Origin of the sequence: Phenylobacterium sp., assembly GCF_037189685.1 — a bacterium.
In the GTDB taxonomy this organism is placed as follows: Bacteria; Pseudomonadota; Alphaproteobacteria; order Caulobacterales; family Caulobacteraceae; genus Phenylobacterium.
In genome coordinates this window covers 37,723-55,167 of record NZ_JBBCIT010000018.1, presented here as the reverse complement: position 1 = coordinate 55,167, position 17,445 = coordinate 37,723, and the positions used below count along the sequence as shown (strand labels likewise).

The following is a 17,445-nucleotide window of genomic DNA, read 5'->3' as shown; positions in this document are numbered from 1 at the left end:
GTCAAGGGAGGACATCATGAAAGCCGCCGTCTACTACGAAAACGGTCCGCCCGAGGTCCTGAAGTACGAAGACGTTCCCGACCCGCAATGCCATCCCAAGGGCGTCGTGATCCGGGTCGAGGCGATCTCCATTGAGGGCGGCGACACCCTGAACCGCTTCCGCGGGCCGTTGATGACCAATCCGCATGTGGTGGGCTACCAGGCCGCCGGCGAGGTCATCGAGGTGGGCGCCGAGGTCACCACCCTGAAGGTCGGCGACAAGGTCTGCACCACCGCCGCCTTCGGCAGCCATGCCGAACTGCGCGCCGTGCCGGCGATCACGGCGTGGAAGATCCCCGACGGGCTGAGCACGAAGAAGGCGGCGGTGATCCCCGTGACCTTCGGCACCGCGGACGACTGCCTGTTCGAGTTCGGGCGCATGAAGGCGGGCGACGTGGTGCTGGTCCAGGCCGGCGCCTCGGGCGTGGGCGTGGCGGCGATCCAGCTCGCCGCCAAGGCGGGCGCGAAGATGGTGCTGGCCACCGCCTCGTCGGACGAGCGGCTGGAACGGCTCAAGCCCTACGGCCTGACGCACGGCGTCAACTACCGCACCCACGACGTGGTCCAGGAGGTCATGCGCCTGACCGACAAGAAGGGCTGCGACGTGATCGTGGACTCGGTGGGCGGCCCGACGCTGCAGTCCTCCATCCTGAGCCTGGCCTATCGTGGCCGGGTTTCGATGGTAGGCCAGGCGGGCCGTGAGCCGATGACCGTGGACGTGGGCTCGATGATGGGCGGCAACCGCACCCTATCGGGCGTGTTCCTGGGCGCCGAGATCGCCACGCCGCGGGTGCAGAAGAATATCGCCAGCCTGATCGACCGGGTCGCCCGCGGCGAGCTGGAGGTGCTGATCGATCGCGAGTTCCCGCTGTCGGAGGCTGCCGAGGCCCACCGCTACATCGAGAGCCGGCAGGCCGTCGGTCGGGTGCTCCTGATCCCGTGAGGCGCTATCGGCCGAAGATCTTGAGCCAGAGTCCCGCGAGGCCAAGCAGGATGAACGCCCACATCGCCAGGGACAGCAACAGCGGTACGATCACACGCATGCCTTCGGCCGTGCCTCCCCCAAGGCGACTCTTGCGATCATGATTGTCGCACAAGCGTCGCGAAGGCCAGCCAATTCACGCGTAGGGATCGTCTCGGGCGAATCCACTCAACCACCAGGGGACCCGAAACAGGAGAAAGCCGATGCCGAGAGCCCGTAACGGACAGGTGGAGATCGAGTATCAGAGCTTCGGCGACGATCAGCCGGAGACGGTTCTGCTGGTGAACGGCCTGGGGTCGCAGATGACCCGCTGGCCCGAGGCCTTCTGTGAACGCCTCGCCGCGCGCGGCTACCGGGTGATCCGCTACGACAACCGCGACACCGGCCTCTCCACCTGGTTCGGCGAAGAGGACCGCTACGTGCTGGCCGACATGGCCCGCGACGGAATCGCCGTGCTGGACTCGGCGGGAGTCGACCGCGCCCACATCGCCGGCGTCTCCATGGGCGGCATGATCGTGCAGCGGATCGCCCTGGACCATCCCGGCCGCGTGCTGTCGATGACCTCGATCATGTCGGCGCCCTATGGCTCAGTCTCCTCCACCCCCGAGGCGGCGGCGGTGCTGAACACGCCCGCGCCCGACCCGAAGGCCGATTTCGAGGCGTTCGTCGCGCACGGCATGAAGAACGCGCGCGTCATCGGCAGCCCGGGGTATCCCTGGACCGATGAGGATCTGCGCGCACGGGTCGAGAGCGACTATCGACGCGCGTTCAACCCCACCGGCGTGATCCGCCAGCGCCGCGCCATCGGCGCCGACGGCGACCGGACGGAAGCCCTGCGCAAGCTTGCCGTCCCGGCCGTGGTGCTGCACGGGACCGACGATCCCCTGGTCCAGCTCAAGGACGGCGAGGCCACGGCGGCGGCCATCCCCGGCGCGGAACTGCGGGTGATCCCCGGCATGGGCCACGACCTGCCGCCCGGCCTGTACGACACCTTCATCGAAGCCATCGTCGCCGCAGCGGCGAAGGCCGGGACGAAGGCCTGATCCACAAGACACCTTCCGAGACGAGGACATCATGGGACGACTTTCCGGCCGCACGGCCGTCATCACCGGCGCGGCCAGCGGCATCGGCCGCGCGGCCGCCAAGCTGTTCGCCGCCGAGGGCGCCCGCCTGCTCATCGCCGACAAGGCCGACGCCGTGGCCGAGACCGCCGAGGCGGTGAAGGCGGCCGGCGGCCAGGCCGTCGCCGTCGTCGGCGACGCCGGCGAGGACGCCTTCGTGAAGGGGCTGGCCGACCGCGCCCAGGCGGATTTCGGCGGCCTCGACGTGTTCTGGGCCAACGCCGGCATCTCGGGCGGCTTCATGCCGCTGCACGAGCAGACGGCCGACTACTGGGCCGAGATTCTGCGGGTGAACCTGATCGGCGCGTTCCTGGGCGTGAAGTACGCCTCCGAGGCGATGATCCCGCGCGGCAAGGGTTCGATCATCTGCACGGCCTCGGTGGCGGGCATCCGCTCGGGCGCCGGCGGCCCGGCCTATTCGGCGTCGAAGGCGGGCGTCATCAGCCTGGTCCAGACCGCCTGCAACGAACTGTACGGCACGGGCGTCCGCGTGAACGCCGTGGCTCCCGGCCTGATCGAGACGGGCATGACCAAGCCGATCTTCGACGGCGCCCGTGCTCGCGGCAACGAAGACAAGATCGGCCAGCTCAACCCCACCACCCGCTATGGCCAGCCCGAGGAGATCGCCGCGGCGGCCCTGTTCCTGGCTTCGGACGAAGCGTCCTACGTCAACGGCCAGACGCTGGCGGTGGACGGCGGCCTGTCGACGTCGCATCCCGTGGTGCGCCGCAAGCGATGATCCTCCTGCTGCGGCACGGCGAGACGTTCTGGAACCGCGAAGGCCGCATTCAGGGCCGGACAGAGTCCGACCTGACTCCCCTGGGGGAACGCCAAGCCGCGGCCATGGCGGGCCTGGTCGCCGACCTCTTGCGCCGCGACGGCGGCGCGTTCCGCCTGGTGGCCAGCCCCATCGGGCGCGCGCAGCGGACGGCGGCGATGGTGGCCGAAGCGACGGGCCTGGCGGTCGAACTCGACGACCGTCTGGCCGAGATCGCCTGCGGGGAATGGGAGGGTCGCCTACGGGCCGACATCGCCCATATCCATCCTGAAGCCTTCGCAAGCCGGGAATGGTTCTTCGGCGCCCCCGGCGGTGAGACCTTCGAGGACGTCACCGCCCGAGCCTCGGACTGGCTGGCGTCCCTGGCCCCTGAGCCGGGCCGGCGGATCGTCGCCGTTAGCCACGGCGTGTGGGGGCGGCTCCTGCGGGGGGCCTATGCCGGTCTGGACCGGCAGGCGACGTTGAACCAGGACGTTCCACAGGACGCCGTCTTCCGGCTCCACAAGGGCCAGATCGACCGCTTCGACTGTGAGCCGGCGTCCTGACGCACCCGTCCCTTGAGCCTCAGTGCAACGGGCCGCGCCGCCAGTTCCAGGGCGGCAAGCCTTCCCGGCGCGGCGCGATCCAGCGCGCAGCGGCGATCCCGGCCAGGCCGACGACGGCGCCGAGCACGGCGAGGGCGGTAAGCCCAGAGCGTTCGAGCCGGACCGGGCCAGGCTCCATCCATTGCACCAGTTCGCGCCGCGGGGCGTCCGAAGCGCCTGTTTCGAGCATCACAGTCATGACGCAGACTCCGAGTGACCGCAGCCTAACCCGCCTCGACCTCACGGGTTCCGCCGGGTAGAAGCGCCATTCAGACCTCTCTCGTCATACCCTGCGACCATGGCCGGCCATTCCAAGTTCAAGAACATCATGCACCGCAAGGGCCGCGCCGATTCGGCCCGGTCCAAACTGTTCTCCAAGCTCTCGCGAGAGATCACCGTGGCCGCCAAATCCGGTCTGCCCGACCCGGCCATGAACGCGCGCCTGCGCCTGGCGGTGGCCAACGCCAAGGCCGAGTCGATGCCCAAGGACGTCATCGACCGGGCGATCAAGAAGGCCCAGGGCGGCGACGCGGAAAGCTATGAGGAGATCCGCTACGAGGGCTTCGGTCCCGGCGGCGTCGGCGTGATCGTCGAGGCGCTGACCGACAACCGCAACCGTGCGGCCTCGACCGTGCGGTCCACCTTCACCAAGTGCGGCGGCAACCTGGGTGAGACCGGCTCGGTCTCGTTCATGTGGGACCGTGTGGGGCGCATCATCTACGGCCCCGAGGCGGGGTCCGAGGATTCGGTCATGGAAGCCGCGATCGAGGCCGGCGCCGACGATGTCGAGTCGGACGAGGACGGGCACACGATCTACACCGCCTTCGAACAGCTCTCGGACGTGGCCGGCGCCCTGGAAGCGGCGCTGGGCGAGGCCAAGTCCACCCAGCTCGCCTGGCGCCCCAAGGCGCTGACGCCCCTCGGAGGCGACGCCGTGGCCACCCTGATGAAGCTGATCGAGACCCTCGAAGACGACGACGACGTGCAGAACGTCTATTCCAACGCCGACATCGCGCCCGAGGACCTGGAGAAGCTGGCCGGCTGATGGCGAAACCCCCGCCGAACGACGACCCCCAGGTCACCGACCTGGCCCGCTACCGCAAGGCCAAGGCGGCGGCGGCGCGGCGGCCGCCACCCAAATCCAGGCCCCAGGACGTCGGTCGTCGGGGCGCCGCCGGGCTGGGAGCCGGTGGTCCGAGAACCGGCCCCCAGGAACCGCGGTCGCAGAAGCCCTCGGTGCTGGGCTCGAACCCGCGGGCCGGCCTTATCCTGGCGATCGTCGTCCTGGTGCTGCTGGCCCTCTGGCTCGGGCCGATGCTGCTCTGACATGCCCACCCTGCCGCCCGACCTGGTCCAGGCGTACCTGATCCCGATCGCGGCGGCCGTGGCGGCGGGTGGGCTGATCGGGCTGGAGCGCGAATGGCGGGGCCATCCGGCGGGCCTGCGCACCCACATCCTGGTGTGTCTCGCCTCCACCCTGCTGATGCTGGGCGCCGTCCACCAGGTGGGCTGGATGACGGGCACGCCCGAGGCGGCGATCCGTATCGATCCGGTCCGCATGGCCCACGGCGTGCTGACCGGCGTCGGCTTCCTGTGCGGCGGCGTCATCTTCCGGCAGGGGCTGTCGGTGCATGGCCTGACGACGGCGGCGTCGCTGTGGATCACCTCGGCCCTGGGCGTCCTGTTCGGCGCCGGCATGCTGGCGCTGGGCGCGGCCGGTGCGACGATCGTCCTGGCCGTCCTGGTGGGCTTGCGCTGGGTGGATGCGATCTTGCCCGGCGACCGGGTGATGGAGGTCCTGGTGGCCTTCCGCCGGGGCGGCGAGCCGACGGCGCCGGCCTTCCGGGCGCTGCTGGCCGAGTTCGGCGTCCGGCCTGGACGGCTCAGCCATGCGCTGTGCGACGACAGCGAAACGGTGGAGTTGGGCGCCCGCCTGCGTCTTCGGGGCGAAGTGGACGGCCAGATGCTGGCCGAGCGTCTGCTGGCCGACACGCGGGTGGTTCGGTTCAAGATCACTCCCCGCAACGACTGAGACCGCGCCCTCCCCGGTAGGCGCCGGCGCGGAAACCTCGGTATGGTCGCGCCCTCATCCGGGGGACCCGCCATGAAACTCGCCGCCAGCTTCGCCGCCGTCGTGGCCGCATTCAGCCTTGCGCCGGCCGCCCAGGCGGCCGGCGACTATGTATCCATCGTCCAGGAAATCCCCGTGAACGCGCCCGCCGACACGGCCTGGGCCAGGGTCAGGGGGTACTGCGACATCGGCGCCTGGCTGAAGACGACCTGCGAGATCACCGCGGGCAAGGACGGCGAGGTGGGCGCGCTCCGCAAGATCGCCGGCCGGGTCGAGGAAGTGATCGTGGCCACCACCGCGACATCCTACACCTATGCCGACATCGATCCGAAGATCCTCTACCACGGCACGATCGAGGTGCGGGCGGTGACGCCCGGGACCTCGAAGTTCGTCTACACCCTCTTCTTCGATCAGGCCTCCATCCCGGCCGACCAGCGCGAGGCCAACCGCGCCCGCCGCGCGGCCATGTTCAAGGGCGTGCTGGAGACCATGAAGGCCACGGCGGAAGCCAGGTAGGCGCACGCCCGGTTCCACCCCGACGGCCGGCGGGCTAGTGTCGCGCCGCAGTGCGGGGGGAGCGGAGCGTCATGCAACGTCGAAAGGTCGATCGCGCCCAGCGCATGCGCGCTCGGCGCATCTGGTGGGAACGCAACGGCGCCTTCGTCCGCGGCGCCCTGGTCGGCAGCGTCGTCACCGCCCTCATCGCCTGGATCCTGCAACTGGTGAACACGCCATAGCCCGCGCCACGCCGCCCTTCGGCGCCTCCGACGCCGCCTACGAGGATTGGGCCCGGGCCGAGGTGGCGCGCTGGCGCGCCCGGGTGCTGAAGCCGCCAGGGCCGCTGGACGTGGCGGCGCGCGGCCTTCAGGGCCAGATCAACCGGATGATCCCCGAGCGGGTCCACGCCGCCGTCACGACGGTGATGGAAGGTCTGACACGCACCCTGCTCACGGGCGCCGACCTCACCACGGCGGCGGCGCTCCGGGACGCACCCTTGAAGGAGCGCGACCGGCGGGCGTGGGCGGCCATCGACGGCTATCGCGCCACCGCGGCGGTCGAGGGTGGCGTGGCCGGCGCCGGCGGCTTCTGGCTGGCCGTGGCCGACTTCCCGGCGCTGCTGACGATCAAGATCAAGCTGCTGTTCGACCTGGCCGCGCTCTATGGACACGAGGCCGAGACGTTCTCCGAGCGGCTCTACATCCTGGCGCTGTTCCAGCTCGCCTTCTCGGGCGCTGAGCATCGCGCGAAGGTGTTCGAGGGGCTGGAGGCCTGGGACGCCCGCGCGCACCCGGCCGACTTCGCCCACTTCGACTGGCGCAGCTTCCAGCGCGAGTACCGCGACTACATCGACCTGGCGAAGCTGGCCCAGCTCATCCCCGTGGTCGGCGCCCCGATCGGGGCGGTGGTGAACTGGCGGTTGCTGGAGCGGCTGGGCGAGACCGCCGTGAACGGCTATCGGATGCGCCATCTCGCGCCCTGAGGCCCCGATGCGCCGGTTGATCGCCCTTGTCCTGCTCTTCGCCCAGACAGCAGCGGCCCAGACAGCAGCGGCTCAGACCGCGGGGCAGGCCCTCGGCGAGGCCGAGGTCCGTGCGTTCCTCACCCGCCAGGAGGCGCACTGGAACGCCGGGCGGCTCGACGCCTACTTCGCCGGCTTCACGCCCGACGCCACCTTCACCGACCAGGCCTACGTCGGCGGCAAGCCGCCCGTACCCTACGGGAGCAGCACCCGCGCCGAAGCGCAGGCGAACGCCCGGCGCGCCTTCGCCCGCAAGCCGTGGCCGAAGGAGGCGGGCCAGGTCTTCAGCCTCCGGCCCGCGCCCGACGGCGGCGTGCTGGCGACCACGTCGGTCGGCTCGATCGTCTGGGCGGATGGCCGTCCCCGCCGCCTCTGCGCCAGCCGCGAGCAGGCCCTGGTGCGCGAGGCCGGCGAACTCCGCGCGCGGAGCCGGACGGACACCTTCGTGCGCTGCCGCCGCGGGTGACGGGATCGGGCCGCGGCGCTAACCTCGCCCCATGTTCCGATACGGTCTCCCCGGCCTCGCGGCCGCCTTCACCCTCGCCGCGGCCGCCATTCCCGCGGTGGCGCAGACACCCGCCGCCCAGACATCCGGCGCCCAGGCGCCCGGCGCCGGGGCGCCCGCAAACCCCCGGGTCAGGATCGAGACCGCCCACGGTGCCATCGTGGTCGAACTCTATCGTGACAAGGCCCCGGTCACGGTCGCCAACTACCTGCGCTACGTCGATCGCGGCCTGTTCAACGGCGCGACCTTCTACCGAGCCTCGCGGCCGCCGGGATATACGGCCACCGACTACGGCAGCATCCAGGGCGGCCTCCAGAACGACCCGGCCAAGGTCCTTCCGCCCATCGCGCACGAGCCGACGACCAGGACCGGCCTGAAGCACGGCGACGGCACGATCTCCATGGGCCGCCATGCGCCGGGCACGGCCCAGGCGGACTGGTTCATCACCCTGGGCGACATGAGCTACCTCGACGCCGACCCCAAGAACCCGAGGGGCGCCCCGGGCTTCGCCGCCTTCGGCCAGGTGGTGGAGGGCCTGGACGTCGTGAAGACGATCATCGCCCTGCCCGTCGACCCCAACCGGGGCGAAGGCGCGATGAAGGGCGAAATGCTGGTGCGGCCCGTCCGGATCACGCGCATCAGCCGGGCCGCCGCGCCCCCGCCCCAAAGCCCACCCCCGGCGGCGGCGGCTGAGCCGGAGGCCGACCCTTCGCCTGTCGCCCAGGCGCCGCCCGCCAACTGAGGTCACAAAAGAAGAAGGCCCCGGAAGCTCCGGGGCCCTCGACACAGTCTGGAGACGAGCGCTGCGTCAGCCGGCGAACGCCAGCCGGCGGTTGCGCCGCAGGGCCGCGCCTGCGCCGCCGAAGCCCAGGATCATCAGCGCCCAGGCGCCCGGCTCGGGAATGGCGTTCCCGGCCACGATGTAGACGCGGTCGACCACGAAGTCGCCGGCCGGGGCCGGGCCGGAAACGTAGGTGAACGAGGTCTCGTATTCACCGGCCGTCAGGATGTTCGCCACGCCGGCGTAGTGGACCCACTGGCCGGGGGTCGAGCCGTCGACGTTGAAGGTGGCGAAGGACTGACCGGCCACCGTGGCGGTGAACGACGCGTCGCCCGAATTGTTGAACCCGTTGAACGGCACGTAGACCGAGAAGCCGATCGTGTAGAGGCCCGGGTCCAGCCAGACCATCTGCGACAGTTTTTCGGTCGAGTTGTCGGCCACGAAATAGGCGGCGTACTCGCCCACCGCATCGGGGCTGGCCGAATCGGAATTGTCCGGCGGAATGGGTTCGCCGAACGCGCCGCCCGGATAGCTCGCGCCCGAGTTGTACGGGATGATCACCGCCTGGTGACCCGGTACGTCCGCGCCCGAACCTTCGTAGGTCCAGGCAAGGCCCAGCGGGCTCTCCTCGAAGCTGCCGTTGAGGACGAGGTTACTGGCGGCGCCGGCCGAGCCGGCGAAGGCCGTGGCGGCGAGGGCCGCCGCAGCGAAAGCGAGACGCTTCATGATGGTTCCCCGTGTCAGTGCGTCGAAATCTACACATTTGATAAACCACAACTCACCCGACTCCCCTGGAAGGCGAGTAAATGTGCGGCGGCGGCAGGCTGGCCCGCAGGCCGGGGGCCAGCTAACCTGCCCGCATGACCGACCAGAGCGCCAATCCCGAGGACGGCTGGAAGCACTCGGGCGTCCGCGTGATCCCGGGCGACCAGCTCGATCTCAACACCGCCCAGACGCCCGGCATGAACCGCGCCACGGCCATCGACCGCGCCCGCGTGGGCGCCCAGAAACTGTGGGCCGGCACAGTACATATCCACGCGAACGCCAAGACGGGCCCGCATCACCACGGTCCCCTCGAAAGCGTGATCTACATCGTCTCGGGCCGCGCCCGTATGCGCTGGGGCGAGAGACTGGAGTACGTCGCCGAGGCGGGACCTGGCGATTTCATCTATGTCCCGCCCTATGTGCCGCACCAGGAGATCAACGCCTCGTCGGAAGAGACCCTCTCCTGCGTTCTGGTCCGCTCGGATTCCGAGGCCGTTGTCGTGAACCTCGACATCGAACCCGCCGAGACGCCCGAGGGCGTCGCCTGGATCGACCCGATCCACCGGAGCTGAGGCGTCTCAACCCACCACGTGGTACGTGATCGCCAGGCCTGAAATGCTGGCGCGTTCCGGCGCCGACGGCGCCTCGTCGGAAAGAGCGGCGCGGGCACTGTCGGTCAGGGTGATCATACCGCTCTGGGCCACATCCTCCCCCAGCTTGGAGGCGAGGTTCACCTCGTCGCCGAACAGGTCCTGATCGTCGAGCAGCAGGATGTCCCCGAATCCGATGCCGATGGAGGCGTAGAGCCGGCGGCCCGCCGGCAGCAGCGGATTGACCGTCTCGAGCCGGCGCATGATCTCTCGCGCAGCCTTCACCGCCGCCGCGGTCTCCGGGAAGATGCAGTAGAGATTGTCGGCCTCGGCCTTCACCAGGGTCCCGCCACACACCTCGATCGAAGGGACCGCCAGCAGGCGCATCTGGTGGATCATCAGCAGGAACGAGACCACGCCGTGCACCTGGGTCGTGCGCGAGAAACCGCTCATGTCCAGCACCATGACCGCGCAGCGGCGGGTGAACTCGGTCATGATCTGGTCGGAAAGCTCGGTCCGGCGCTCCGGCTCGTCGATGATGGCCGACAAAAGGCGGCGCAGCCGTTCATGGCTGTCCAGCCGCTCGCCCTCGCACTCGATCACCTCGCCCCTCCCCCAGTCCCCGCAAGGGGAATGCGAGTCTTCGCCCGGCGGGCAAGTCAACCTATCTCTGCTTCATGAGCTCCGCCGACGTTCGCCCTGCGCCGCCCCCCAACAACCTCGTCGGCGTCGCCCTCGTCGCGCTGTTCCTCGCCCTGGGCGCGGCCCTGGCCTACGCCCCCGAAGGGCGTACGCCCCTGACCTTCGCCTTCGTGCTGACCGGCTGGATCCTGGCGGTGATGGCGCACGAGTTCGGCCACGCGGGCGTCGCCTGGCTCGCGGGCGACCATACCGTGCGCGACAAGGGCTACCTGGCCTTCGACCCGCGCCGCTACGGCGACGTGGGGACCAGTCTGGTCATCCCGCTCATCGCCCTGGCCCTGGGCGGCATCGGCTTCCCGGGCGGGGCCGTCTATCTGCGTCACGACCTGATGCGCGGCCCCGGCTGGCGGGCCGCGGCGTCCCTGGCGGGGCCGGGCGCGACCCTGGCCGTCCTGCTGGTCCTGGCCCTGCTCCTGAACCTCACCGCCGACGCCGGCGGCGGCCCTCTCTACGCCGCCGTGGCCATGCTGGCTTTCCTCCAGGCCATGGCGCTCATCCTCAACCTGCTGCCGCTCCCCGGCCTGGACGGCTTCAACGCGATCCGGCCCTTCCTGCCGGACCGCTGGGACCCGGCCCTGCGCAAGGCCGACGCGCTGGCGCTGGTGATCCTGCTGGCCGCCGTGTTCCTCATACCCGGCTTCAGCCGCCTCCTGTTCGGCGGCGCGGCCAGCCTGGCCCACGCCCTGGGCGTGCCCCTGTCCGCGATGCAGGCCGGCTGGGACGCCTTCTTCTTCTGGAAGTGACCGCCGGCGGCGGCCTCGTCGTCTTCACGCACTCTTCACCATTCCAACCGCTCCGTGCTTCCGGCATTCTCGGAACGGACGATGAACAAGCCGATTCGAATCCTGGGCCTCGACCCCGGCCTCCGCCGCACCGGCTGGGGCGTGATCGCCTGCGAAGGCGCACGGCTCGCCCATGTGGCCCACGGCGTCATCGCGCCCCGCGACAGCCTGCCCTTCGCCGAGCGGCTCCACACCCTCTTCGTCGAGATCGAGGCGGTGGTCGCCGCCCATGCCCCCGACGAGGCGGCGGTGGAGGAGACCTTCATGAACACCAACGCCCGGTCCGCGCTGAAGCTGGGGCACGCCCGCGCCATGGCCCTCGTCGTTCCCGCCCGCGCCGGCCTGCCGGTGGCGGAGTACGCCGCGACCGTGGTCAAGAAGTCGGTCGTCGGGACCGGCGGCGCGGACAAGGCTCAGGTCGGCTGGATGATCGCCCGCCTGCTGCCCACCGCGGGCAAGACCGCCGTCGACGCCGCCGACGCCCTGGCCGTGGCCATCGCCCACGCCCACGCCCGCACCGCGCGCCGGGTGGCGTGACGGGCCGAGATCGCGCCGGACAGCCAGGCGCCGGACAGCCAGGCGCAGGTCGGCGGCGCAGTCGTCTTGTCGGGAAGGCCGTTGGCTGGGGAACTAGGACTCGAACCTAGAATGACGGTACCAAAAACCGCAGTGTTACCATTACACCATTCCCCAGCAGGAACGGCCGCCAGAGGGGCAGGCCCCTCGGGAGCGGGGGAAATAGCGCAGCGTGAGGGCCGATGCAACGCCCCTGAACGCACCCTGGACGCGCCAGGCCAGAGGGCCGCTTGCGAGGCCCGAAACCCTCCTCTATAAGGCGCGCCTCCAAGTCGGAGTGTGGCTCAGTCTGGTAGAGCACCGCGTTCGGGACGCGGGGGTCGCAGGTTCAAATCCTGCCACTCCGACCATTCATTCCCGCGTCAACGCGGGGTGACTTTCCCGCCCCCAGTTAGTCCCGAGAAGTCCGCCGGTTAGGCGGATGCGGGCCTATGCGCCGGGCTCTCCGAGAGCCGCAATCCCACCGCCATAGGCCCAATTCGCCCGCCGCTCTCTGGGGCCATTCCAGAAGTGTGACTTTCGCCCTCTGCCCCTGAGATCGTCAGAAGCTTGCCAGGGGATAAATCGGCCGGCGGCGACGCACTATCGGCGCACCGGCTCCCCCAAACGCCGCTTTCCTCAGTGTGACGTCCAGTATGACAACGACAGCGAAGTCTGCCGCACACTTCCGACAGCGGGCGCACGCAGCAAATGCTGGGAAAGCGCATCGGAGCGCAGGGGATATTGTATAAGCCACGATGGCGAGGTTGGGTGGCCGCCGCTCCAAACCCACTAGGTTGGCCTGAGCATGACTGTGATCGCCGAACTCTCGCTGGACCTTGCGGGAACAACGCAGAAGGTGACCGTTCGGCTGTTCGCGCCGGAGGAACTGAAAGACGGGCCAGGTTGGCGCTGCAGGTACGAAATCGGAGAACCGATCAGCCATGATCAGGACATCTATGGCGAATGGAGCCTTCAGGCCTTGATGCTTGCGCTCAAAGGCCTCTCCTCAGATCTGTATGGATCTGACGAATATAAGGAAGGTCGTCTTGGAATAGAGGGACAATTCGGAGGTTATCTAGGCATCCCAGCGCCAAATGTGTTTCTCAACCAAGCTCCATATCCTTTCTGAACAAGACCCGTCTCATTTGATCTGGAGACGCATGCCCTTCGCACTACCCGCACGACCATTCATTCCTGCGCCAACGCGGGGTGACTTTCCTCCCTTAGAAATCCCCGCAAGTTCCAGCACATGTCGGAGGTTGCCCGCCGCGCGTGGCTCTCCGAAGGCCCGTCTTTCGGCCCGTCCCGGCGCCTTCCCACGCCTTCTCTCTAGCCCATTCCAGAAGTGTAGGTTTCGCCCGGGCGTCGGAATTCGCTGTTGGAGTGTGACCGTGTCCAGATAAATCTGGATTCTGCTGGCAGGGGATCATGATTCAAGTCGGGGTTGGGGTTGCGACGGCGGTTCGGTGGTCGCAACGCCTTCGGGCCGAAGGCAGCGCAGCGGCGCGTCCGATGACTGGCTGTCGCGGCGGATCGCCGATGAGCCGGAGCTGACGCTGCGGGCGATCCGGACGGAGCTGGCCGAGCGGGGCGTGGTCGTGAGCTATGATGCGGTGTGGCGCTTCTATCTGCGCCAGGGGATGATCTTCAAAAAGCCGCACGCCACCGAGCAGGATCGGCCGGACGTAGCCCGGAAGCGGGAGCTCTGGAAGCGCCATCAGGCCCGGCTTGATCCCCGCCGCCAAGCTCGAGGCGCTCCTGCGAAGGGAGCCCCTCGGTCGCAGACCCAAGCTCCTCCATCAGTCACATGCAAATTCCCTGCGCCTACAGCGCGCCGGGGGGATCGCTCTGCGGGGCGCAACGGGGCGCTATCGGTTCGCCATCCAGCACCTTGCGGACGAACGGAAGGCTGTCCTTGAGCGAAGCGTTTACCGTCCCTGAATGATCGAGCCCCTTGTAGAGGTGAGCTTCGACAACCGTGCCAGCGTCGCAGGCTTCAAGCGCGAGTTGCATCTGGCCGGACGGCGCCACGTCCGTATCGGCCGCTCCGGCGCCCATGAAGATCGGCATGGGCAACTTGAGCGTCGGGTAGATGAAATGCGGTAGGAACGGGCCGAAGATTTCCGCCTGTTTGCCGCCCTTCACCGCGTTATCTGGCGTCAGCCCCTCATCGATGACCGCTTGAATCAAGGGGCGGAGGCACATCGATCGCGCTGACTCCAGAAGCGGCATGGCCTTCTCGGTATAGATATCCGACGCAGCGATGTCTGGCCGCAGATGCTGAAGAGTTAGAGTCAGATAGTAGGTATAGGCGATGGTCGGGTCGATCCGACTTCCATCACCATAAGTCTTCGTAGCGTCGATCTTCTTCTCAGAGACGTAGGGCGTGCCAGTCGATACGACACCTCGTATGTCGAGCTCCGGGGCGTAGGTCGGGGAAAAGCCAGCCGCAGCGAAGGCGGCGCTCGCGCCCTGCGACTGACCGACAAGAATGACCTTCCGCGAGAGCCCACGCTGGGTCGTCACCACAGCCCGAACGCTATCAAGAACGCTGTAGGCGACCGGCCGTGTCATCATGTAGCCGTGCGGTCCCGGAGTTCCAATTCCCTGGAAGTCGCTCGCGACGACCGCGAAGCCTTCCGAGAGCCAGCGGTTCAGATAGCGAATGTCGCGCTCGGAGCGACCCGCCCAGGACGGAGCGCAGGTATCGGCCAGCCCGACGGTTCCGTGCGCCCAGGCGACCAGCGGCCAGCCCCCCTTCGGCGGCTTGCCCTTCGGGGTGAAATAGGCGCCTGAGACCACGACGCGTTCGGTTCCGCCGATCCCGTCGGTGGATGTGTACAGGATCCGCATGCCCTGCCCCGCCTCGGAGAGAACCAGTTCCGGGGGCAAGGGCTCTTGCCGCAACAATCTGCCGGGCCGCTGGATAGGCCCAGACCAGTTGTAGAACGCGGAAACACCGCCATCCCCAAACCGGGCGTCCGGGGTCGCACCGAGCGTCGGCTTGGCGCTCAGGAGTAGAGCCGTGGTTAGCACCAGGACGGGGAAGAGCGGCCTCATGTGGGACATCCGTTTCATTCGAAGGAGATCGGGACTGCGCGCGTGACGATCGGAGCTGACGACGGACACGGCCCGCACGCCCGCAGGCGCTGATTCGACGGATGCGGCGTCCTGAACCATGCAGCGATCTCTCAGCTTTCCTGAGATTCAGACGGACGAGACGCCAGAGCCCCCTGGTCAAAGCCGAAATCTCCTGGCTTGGCGACGGCCGAGCACCAGGGCTTGCAAGTCACGTCATCGATCGGTGCGGCCCGCGCGCGGCGATCGGGATCCCACGCGTGAGCCAGCCGCGATCTTCAGTTCGCCGCGCCGTCGATCTCGACGACGGCATCGACTTCCACCGCGAAGCCCAGCGGGAGGCGATAAACGCCGACAGCCGAGCGGCTGTGGCGGCCAGCGTCCCCCAGCACGTGCACGAGCAAATCCGAACAGCCATTGAGGATTGCCGGGATGTCGCTGAAGTCGGGACCGCACTGCACGAACCCGCCCAGCTTCACGACGCGGCGCACGCGGGCGAGATCGCCGCGCGCCGCCACCCTCATCTGCGCGAGGAGGTTGACGCCGCAGAGGCGGGCAGCGTCACGACCTTGCGCAGGATCGAGATCGACCCCGACGGTTCCGCGAATGCCCCCATCGGCGTGGGACGACACCTGGCCTGAGATGTAGGTGAGGCCGCCGGTCGTCACAGCGGCCACATAATTCGCCACCGGGTTCGGTGGCGTCGGAAGCGTCACACCCAATTCGGCCAGACGGGCCTCGATATCGGTCATTCGTTGTTCCCTTGAGGCGCCTGGGCTGCGGAGACGCCATCCTCCCGGTGGGCGACGGGGCATGCCGCCTCGACCAGAGCGGGTGCGAGCATGACGGCCCGAACCTCCCTCGGCGTTCCGATGAGTCAGACGGGCGAGCGGGCGAAACCCCCTGCCTCGTCGTCCAGGAAGCGCTTACGCCGCCGGAAGCAGGTAGATCGTTCCGCCAGCGCCTTCGACCGTCCGGACATTGAAGCCGGAGCGCAGTGCGCCGAGGAACTTGTCCGCCTCGAGCACGCCGAAGGTGCCCCCTATGCGGACGCCAGCCAGCTCCGGATCCCCGACAACGAGCTTTGCGGTGCGGTAGCGATTGAACTCGGCGACCGCCTGTTCGAGGGTCTCGCCGCGCAGTTCGATGACGCCGTCGCACCAGGCCACCCGACGTTGCAGGGCTTCGGGGTTGAGGGACACCTCCGCCACCGCCCCGGGGCCCACGACAGCGCCTTGCCCTGCGGCGAGATTGCGCGCGAGGCGCGGCGAGGCGACCGGATCGGCCTGCTTCCCACCAATCTGCACGACGCCTTCGGTCACGGTGACCTCTACCAGGTGCTCGCGAAGGCGGACATTGAACGCCGTGCCGATGGCCCGGACTTGCGCCTCGCCGGCCGCGACGACAAAGGGGCGTGTGGTGTCCTTGGCCACCTGGAACAGGGCCTCGCCGGCGAGGAGCCGCACGGCCCGCAACTTTCCGCTGAAATCGACTTCAAGTCGGCTGCCGGTGTTCAGCTCGACGATGCTGCCATCGATCAGGGCGGCGCGCTTGCGTTCACCAAGCGCCGTCTCGAACACCTCGTGCGCATTGAACCAGCGCCACCCCGCGACGCCGCCAAGCGCCAATACGCCGATGGCCGCGGCGCGACGCGTCCAGAGCGGCGCAGCACCTGGGCGCGATCGCGCCGCCGCGCGAAGCGGTGTCGCCCGCAGGCGCTCAGCGCGTTCCCAAGTCGCCTCGGCTCGCGCGTAGGCGACGGCGTTGTGGGGCGCCTCCATCCAGAGATCGAAGGCGACGCGGTCCTCCGGCGTGACGTCGGCGCTGTGCAGCCGTGCAAACCAGGCGGCGGCCTGCTCGCTCAACGCCTCTGCCGCTGGCTTCTCCATCCCGATCCTGCGTCTCCGCTCCTAATCGGATCGCTGTCTTGCAGGGCCTTCGTAAGGGCCGCGATCGCCTTCGTGAAATGTCCTTCTACCGTAGAAACGGATAAGTTAAGCCGTTCCCCGACCTGGCGCTGCGAAAGATTTTCGACCCGTCGCAGCAGGAACACCTCCCGCGCGCGCGGCGGCAGCCGATCGACAGCCGCCTGGAGGACCCGCAGTTCATCGCGGGTTGTCAGGACAGCCTCCGCCGATGGCTGGGCGTCCACGAGGCCAAGGGCGTCCAGATCCGCCACGGTCTCGAACGCCACGATCTTCTGTCGCCGCGCGGCGTCGAACACGAGGTTACGGGCGATCGTGAAGAGGTAGCTGCGGCCGTTGGTGATCCGCTGCCAGTCCTCGGCGGCATAGGTTCGCGTCAAGGCCTCGGAGACCAGGTCGTCCAGGTCCATGTCGCGCGCCCCGGTGCGCCGCAGAAACCGCCGCAGGCTGGCTTCATGCGGCAGCACGCCAGCCTTGAACCAGGCGATGCGCTCGGCGCGGTCAGACACCCCCGGCTCCTCCCCGGCCTCGTGGCCGGCGGCTGATGACCGCGCCGTGACGAGCCCGCAGGGGCGGGATCGGTCGGATCCTCAGGACGTCCGTGATGCGCGAGGATCTGCCCATGTTCCGCCCCCTCCGACACCATGGCTCCATGTTCGAAGGCG

General features: G+C 68.8%; 23 protein-coding genes and 2 tRNA genes. 17 read left to right on the top strand and 8 right to left on the bottom strand.

What is annotated here, in order from left to right; translation table 11 throughout:
* The first annotated feature begins 16 nt into the window (after positions 1 to 16).
* From WG212_RS13010 to WG212_RS12995, 4 genes are all read left to right on the top strand, one after another.
* Positions 17 to 982: a zinc-binding alcohol dehydrogenase family protein gene (locus WG212_RS13010; protein ID WP_337187526.1), complete on the top strand. Its 966-nt coding sequence runs from the start codon at positions 17 to 19 to the stop codon at positions 980 to 982.
* 242 nt (positions 983 to 1,224) lie between these two features.
* A complete protein-coding gene (locus WG212_RS13005) occupies positions 1,225 to 2,064 on the top strand; it encodes an alpha/beta hydrolase (RefSeq protein ID WP_337187525.1) in 840 nt (279 codons plus the stop codon).
* 31 nt (positions 2,065 to 2,095) lie between these two features.
* Positions 2,096 to 2,881, top strand: a complete 786-nt coding sequence (locus WG212_RS13000; protein WP_337187524.1) for an SDR family NAD(P)-dependent oxidoreductase — start codon at positions 2,096 to 2,098, stop codon at positions 2,879 to 2,881.
* Positions 2,878 to 3,465 carry a histidine phosphatase family protein gene (locus WG212_RS12995; protein WP_337187523.1) on the top strand — a complete coding sequence of 196 codons (588 nt, stop codon included), beginning with the start codon at positions 2,878 to 2,880 and terminating at the stop codon, positions 3,463 to 3,465. The genes WG212_RS13000 and WG212_RS12995 overlap by 4 nt, the downstream gene beginning before the upstream one ends.
* A gap of 19 nt (positions 3,466 to 3,484) precedes the next feature.
* Here WG212_RS12995 and WG212_RS12990 read toward each other — a convergent pair whose 3' ends face one another.
* Positions 3,485 to 3,703, bottom strand: coding sequence for a hypothetical protein (locus WG212_RS12990; RefSeq protein ID WP_337187522.1), 219 nt, complete (start codon positions 3,701 to 3,703; stop codon positions 3,485 to 3,487).
* 99 nt (positions 3,704 to 3,802) lie between these two features.
* Here WG212_RS12990 and WG212_RS12985 point away from each other — a divergent pair, with 99 nt between their 5' ends.
* The 8 genes from WG212_RS12985 to WG212_RS12950 all read left to right on the top strand — a co-directional run bounded on the left by WG212_RS12985 (position 3,803) and on the right by WG212_RS12950 (position 8,341).
* Positions 3,803 to 4,549, top strand: coding sequence for a YebC/PmpR family DNA-binding transcriptional regulator (locus WG212_RS12985; RefSeq protein ID WP_337187521.1), 747 nt, complete (start codon positions 3,803 to 3,805; stop codon positions 4,547 to 4,549).
* Complete coding sequence (locus WG212_RS12980) at positions 4,549 to 4,830, top strand: hypothetical protein (protein ID WP_337187520.1); 282 nt, start codon at positions 4,549 to 4,551, stop codon at positions 4,828 to 4,830. The genes WG212_RS12985 and WG212_RS12980 overlap by 1 nt, the downstream gene beginning before the upstream one ends.
* A gap of 1 nt (position 4,831) precedes the next feature.
* Entirely contained in the window at positions 4,832 to 5,536 is a 705-nt protein-coding gene (locus WG212_RS12975) for an MgtC/SapB family protein (RefSeq protein WP_337187519.1), read from the top strand.
* Between the two features lie 72 nt (positions 5,537 to 5,608).
* Complete coding sequence (locus WG212_RS12970) at positions 5,609 to 6,091, top strand: SRPBCC family protein (RefSeq protein WP_337187518.1); 483 nt, start codon at positions 5,609 to 5,611, stop codon at positions 6,089 to 6,091.
* Positions 6,092 to 6,162: 71 nt separating this feature from the next.
* Complete coding sequence (locus tag WG212_RS12965) at positions 6,163 to 6,312, top strand: hypothetical protein (protein WP_293381772.1); 150 nt, start codon at positions 6,163 to 6,165, stop codon at positions 6,310 to 6,312.
* A 62-nt stretch (positions 6,313 to 6,374) separates the two neighbouring features.
* Positions 6,375 to 7,055, top strand: coding sequence for an EcsC family protein (locus tag WG212_RS12960; RefSeq protein WP_337187517.1), 681 nt, complete (start codon positions 6,375 to 6,377; stop codon positions 7,053 to 7,055).
* Between the two features lie 7 nt (positions 7,056 to 7,062).
* Entirely contained in the window at positions 7,063 to 7,560 is a 498-nt protein-coding gene (locus WG212_RS12955) for a hypothetical protein (protein WP_337187516.1), read from the top strand.
* A gap of 31 nt (positions 7,561 to 7,591) precedes the next feature.
* On the top strand, positions 7,592 to 8,341 hold the full coding sequence (locus tag WG212_RS12950; RefSeq protein ID WP_337187515.1) for a peptidylprolyl isomerase: 750 nt from the start codon (positions 7,592 to 7,594) through the stop codon (positions 8,339 to 8,341).
* Positions 8,342 to 8,407: 66 nt separating this feature from the next.
* On the opposite strand, the gene WG212_RS12945 is transcribed toward WG212_RS12950, so the two are convergent.
* A complete protein-coding gene (locus WG212_RS12945; RefSeq protein WP_337187514.1) occupies positions 8,408 to 9,106 on the bottom strand; it encodes a PEPxxWA-CTERM sorting domain-containing protein in 699 nt (232 codons plus the stop codon).
* A gap of 134 nt (positions 9,107 to 9,240) precedes the next feature.
* Between WG212_RS12945 and WG212_RS12940 the strand changes: the two genes are divergently transcribed.
* Positions 9,241 to 9,717: a cupin domain-containing protein gene (locus WG212_RS12940; protein ID WP_337187513.1), complete on the top strand. Its 477-nt coding sequence runs from the start codon at positions 9,241 to 9,243 to the stop codon at positions 9,715 to 9,717.
* 6 nt (positions 9,718 to 9,723) lie between these two features.
* Here the strand turns inward: WG212_RS12940 and WG212_RS12935 are convergent, their stop codons facing one another.
* Positions 9,724 to 10,338 (bottom strand): adenylate/guanylate cyclase domain-containing protein, encoded by a 615-nt coding sequence (locus WG212_RS12935; protein ID WP_337187512.1) that lies wholly within the window; start codon positions 10,336 to 10,338, stop codon positions 9,724 to 9,726.
* A gap of 74 nt (positions 10,339 to 10,412) precedes the next feature.
* Between WG212_RS12935 and WG212_RS12930 the strand changes: the two genes are divergently transcribed.
* Together WG212_RS12930 and ruvC are read left to right on the top strand one after the other, a co-directional pair.
* Complete coding sequence (locus tag WG212_RS12930) at positions 10,413 to 11,180, top strand: site-2 protease family protein (protein WP_337187511.1); 768 nt, start codon at positions 10,413 to 10,415, stop codon at positions 11,178 to 11,180.
* Positions 11,181 to 11,261: 81 nt separating this feature from the next.
* Positions 11,262 to 11,756 carry a crossover junction endodeoxyribonuclease RuvC gene (gene ruvC, locus WG212_RS12925; RefSeq protein ID WP_337187510.1) on the top strand — a complete coding sequence of 165 codons (495 nt, stop codon included), beginning with the start codon at positions 11,262 to 11,264 and terminating at the stop codon, positions 11,754 to 11,756.
* Between the two features lie 82 nt (positions 11,757 to 11,838).
* Here ruvC and WG212_RS12920 read toward each other — a convergent pair.
* Positions 11,839 to 11,912, bottom strand: a tRNA-Gln gene (locus WG212_RS12920).
* 156 nt (positions 11,913 to 12,068) lie between these two features.
* Here WG212_RS12920 and WG212_RS12915 point away from each other — a divergent pair.
* Positions 12,069 to 12,145 (top strand) — tRNA-Pro (locus WG212_RS12915).
* A gap of 437 nt (positions 12,146 to 12,582) precedes the next feature.
* Positions 12,583 to 12,906, top strand: a complete 324-nt coding sequence (locus WG212_RS12910) for a hypothetical protein (RefSeq protein WP_337187509.1) — start codon at positions 12,583 to 12,585, stop codon at positions 12,904 to 12,906.
* A gap of 695 nt (positions 12,907 to 13,601) precedes the next feature.
* On the opposite strand, the gene WG212_RS12905 is transcribed toward WG212_RS12910, so the two are convergent.
* The 4 genes from WG212_RS12905 to WG212_RS12890 form a co-directional block, all read right to left on the bottom strand.
* Positions 13,602 to 14,837, bottom strand: a complete 1,236-nt coding sequence (locus WG212_RS12905; protein WP_337187508.1) for a lipase family protein — start codon at positions 14,835 to 14,837, stop codon at positions 13,602 to 13,604.
* Between the two features lie 296 nt (positions 14,838 to 15,133).
* Positions 15,134 to 15,607 carry a RidA family protein gene (locus WG212_RS12900; RefSeq protein ID WP_337187507.1) on the bottom strand — a complete coding sequence of 158 codons (474 nt, stop codon included), beginning with the start codon at positions 15,605 to 15,607 and terminating at the stop codon, positions 15,134 to 15,136.
* Positions 15,608 to 15,781: 174 nt separating this feature from the next.
* Complete coding sequence (locus WG212_RS12895; RefSeq protein ID WP_337187506.1) at positions 15,782 to 16,744, bottom strand: FecR domain-containing protein; 963 nt, start codon at positions 16,742 to 16,744, stop codon at positions 15,782 to 15,784.
* Positions 16,717 to 17,289: a sigma-70 family RNA polymerase sigma factor gene (locus WG212_RS12890; protein WP_337187505.1), complete on the bottom strand. Its 573-nt coding sequence runs from the start codon at positions 17,287 to 17,289 to the stop codon at positions 16,717 to 16,719. The genes WG212_RS12895 and WG212_RS12890 overlap by 28 nt, the downstream gene beginning before the upstream one ends.
* Positions 17,290 to 17,445: the final 156 nt, after the last annotated feature.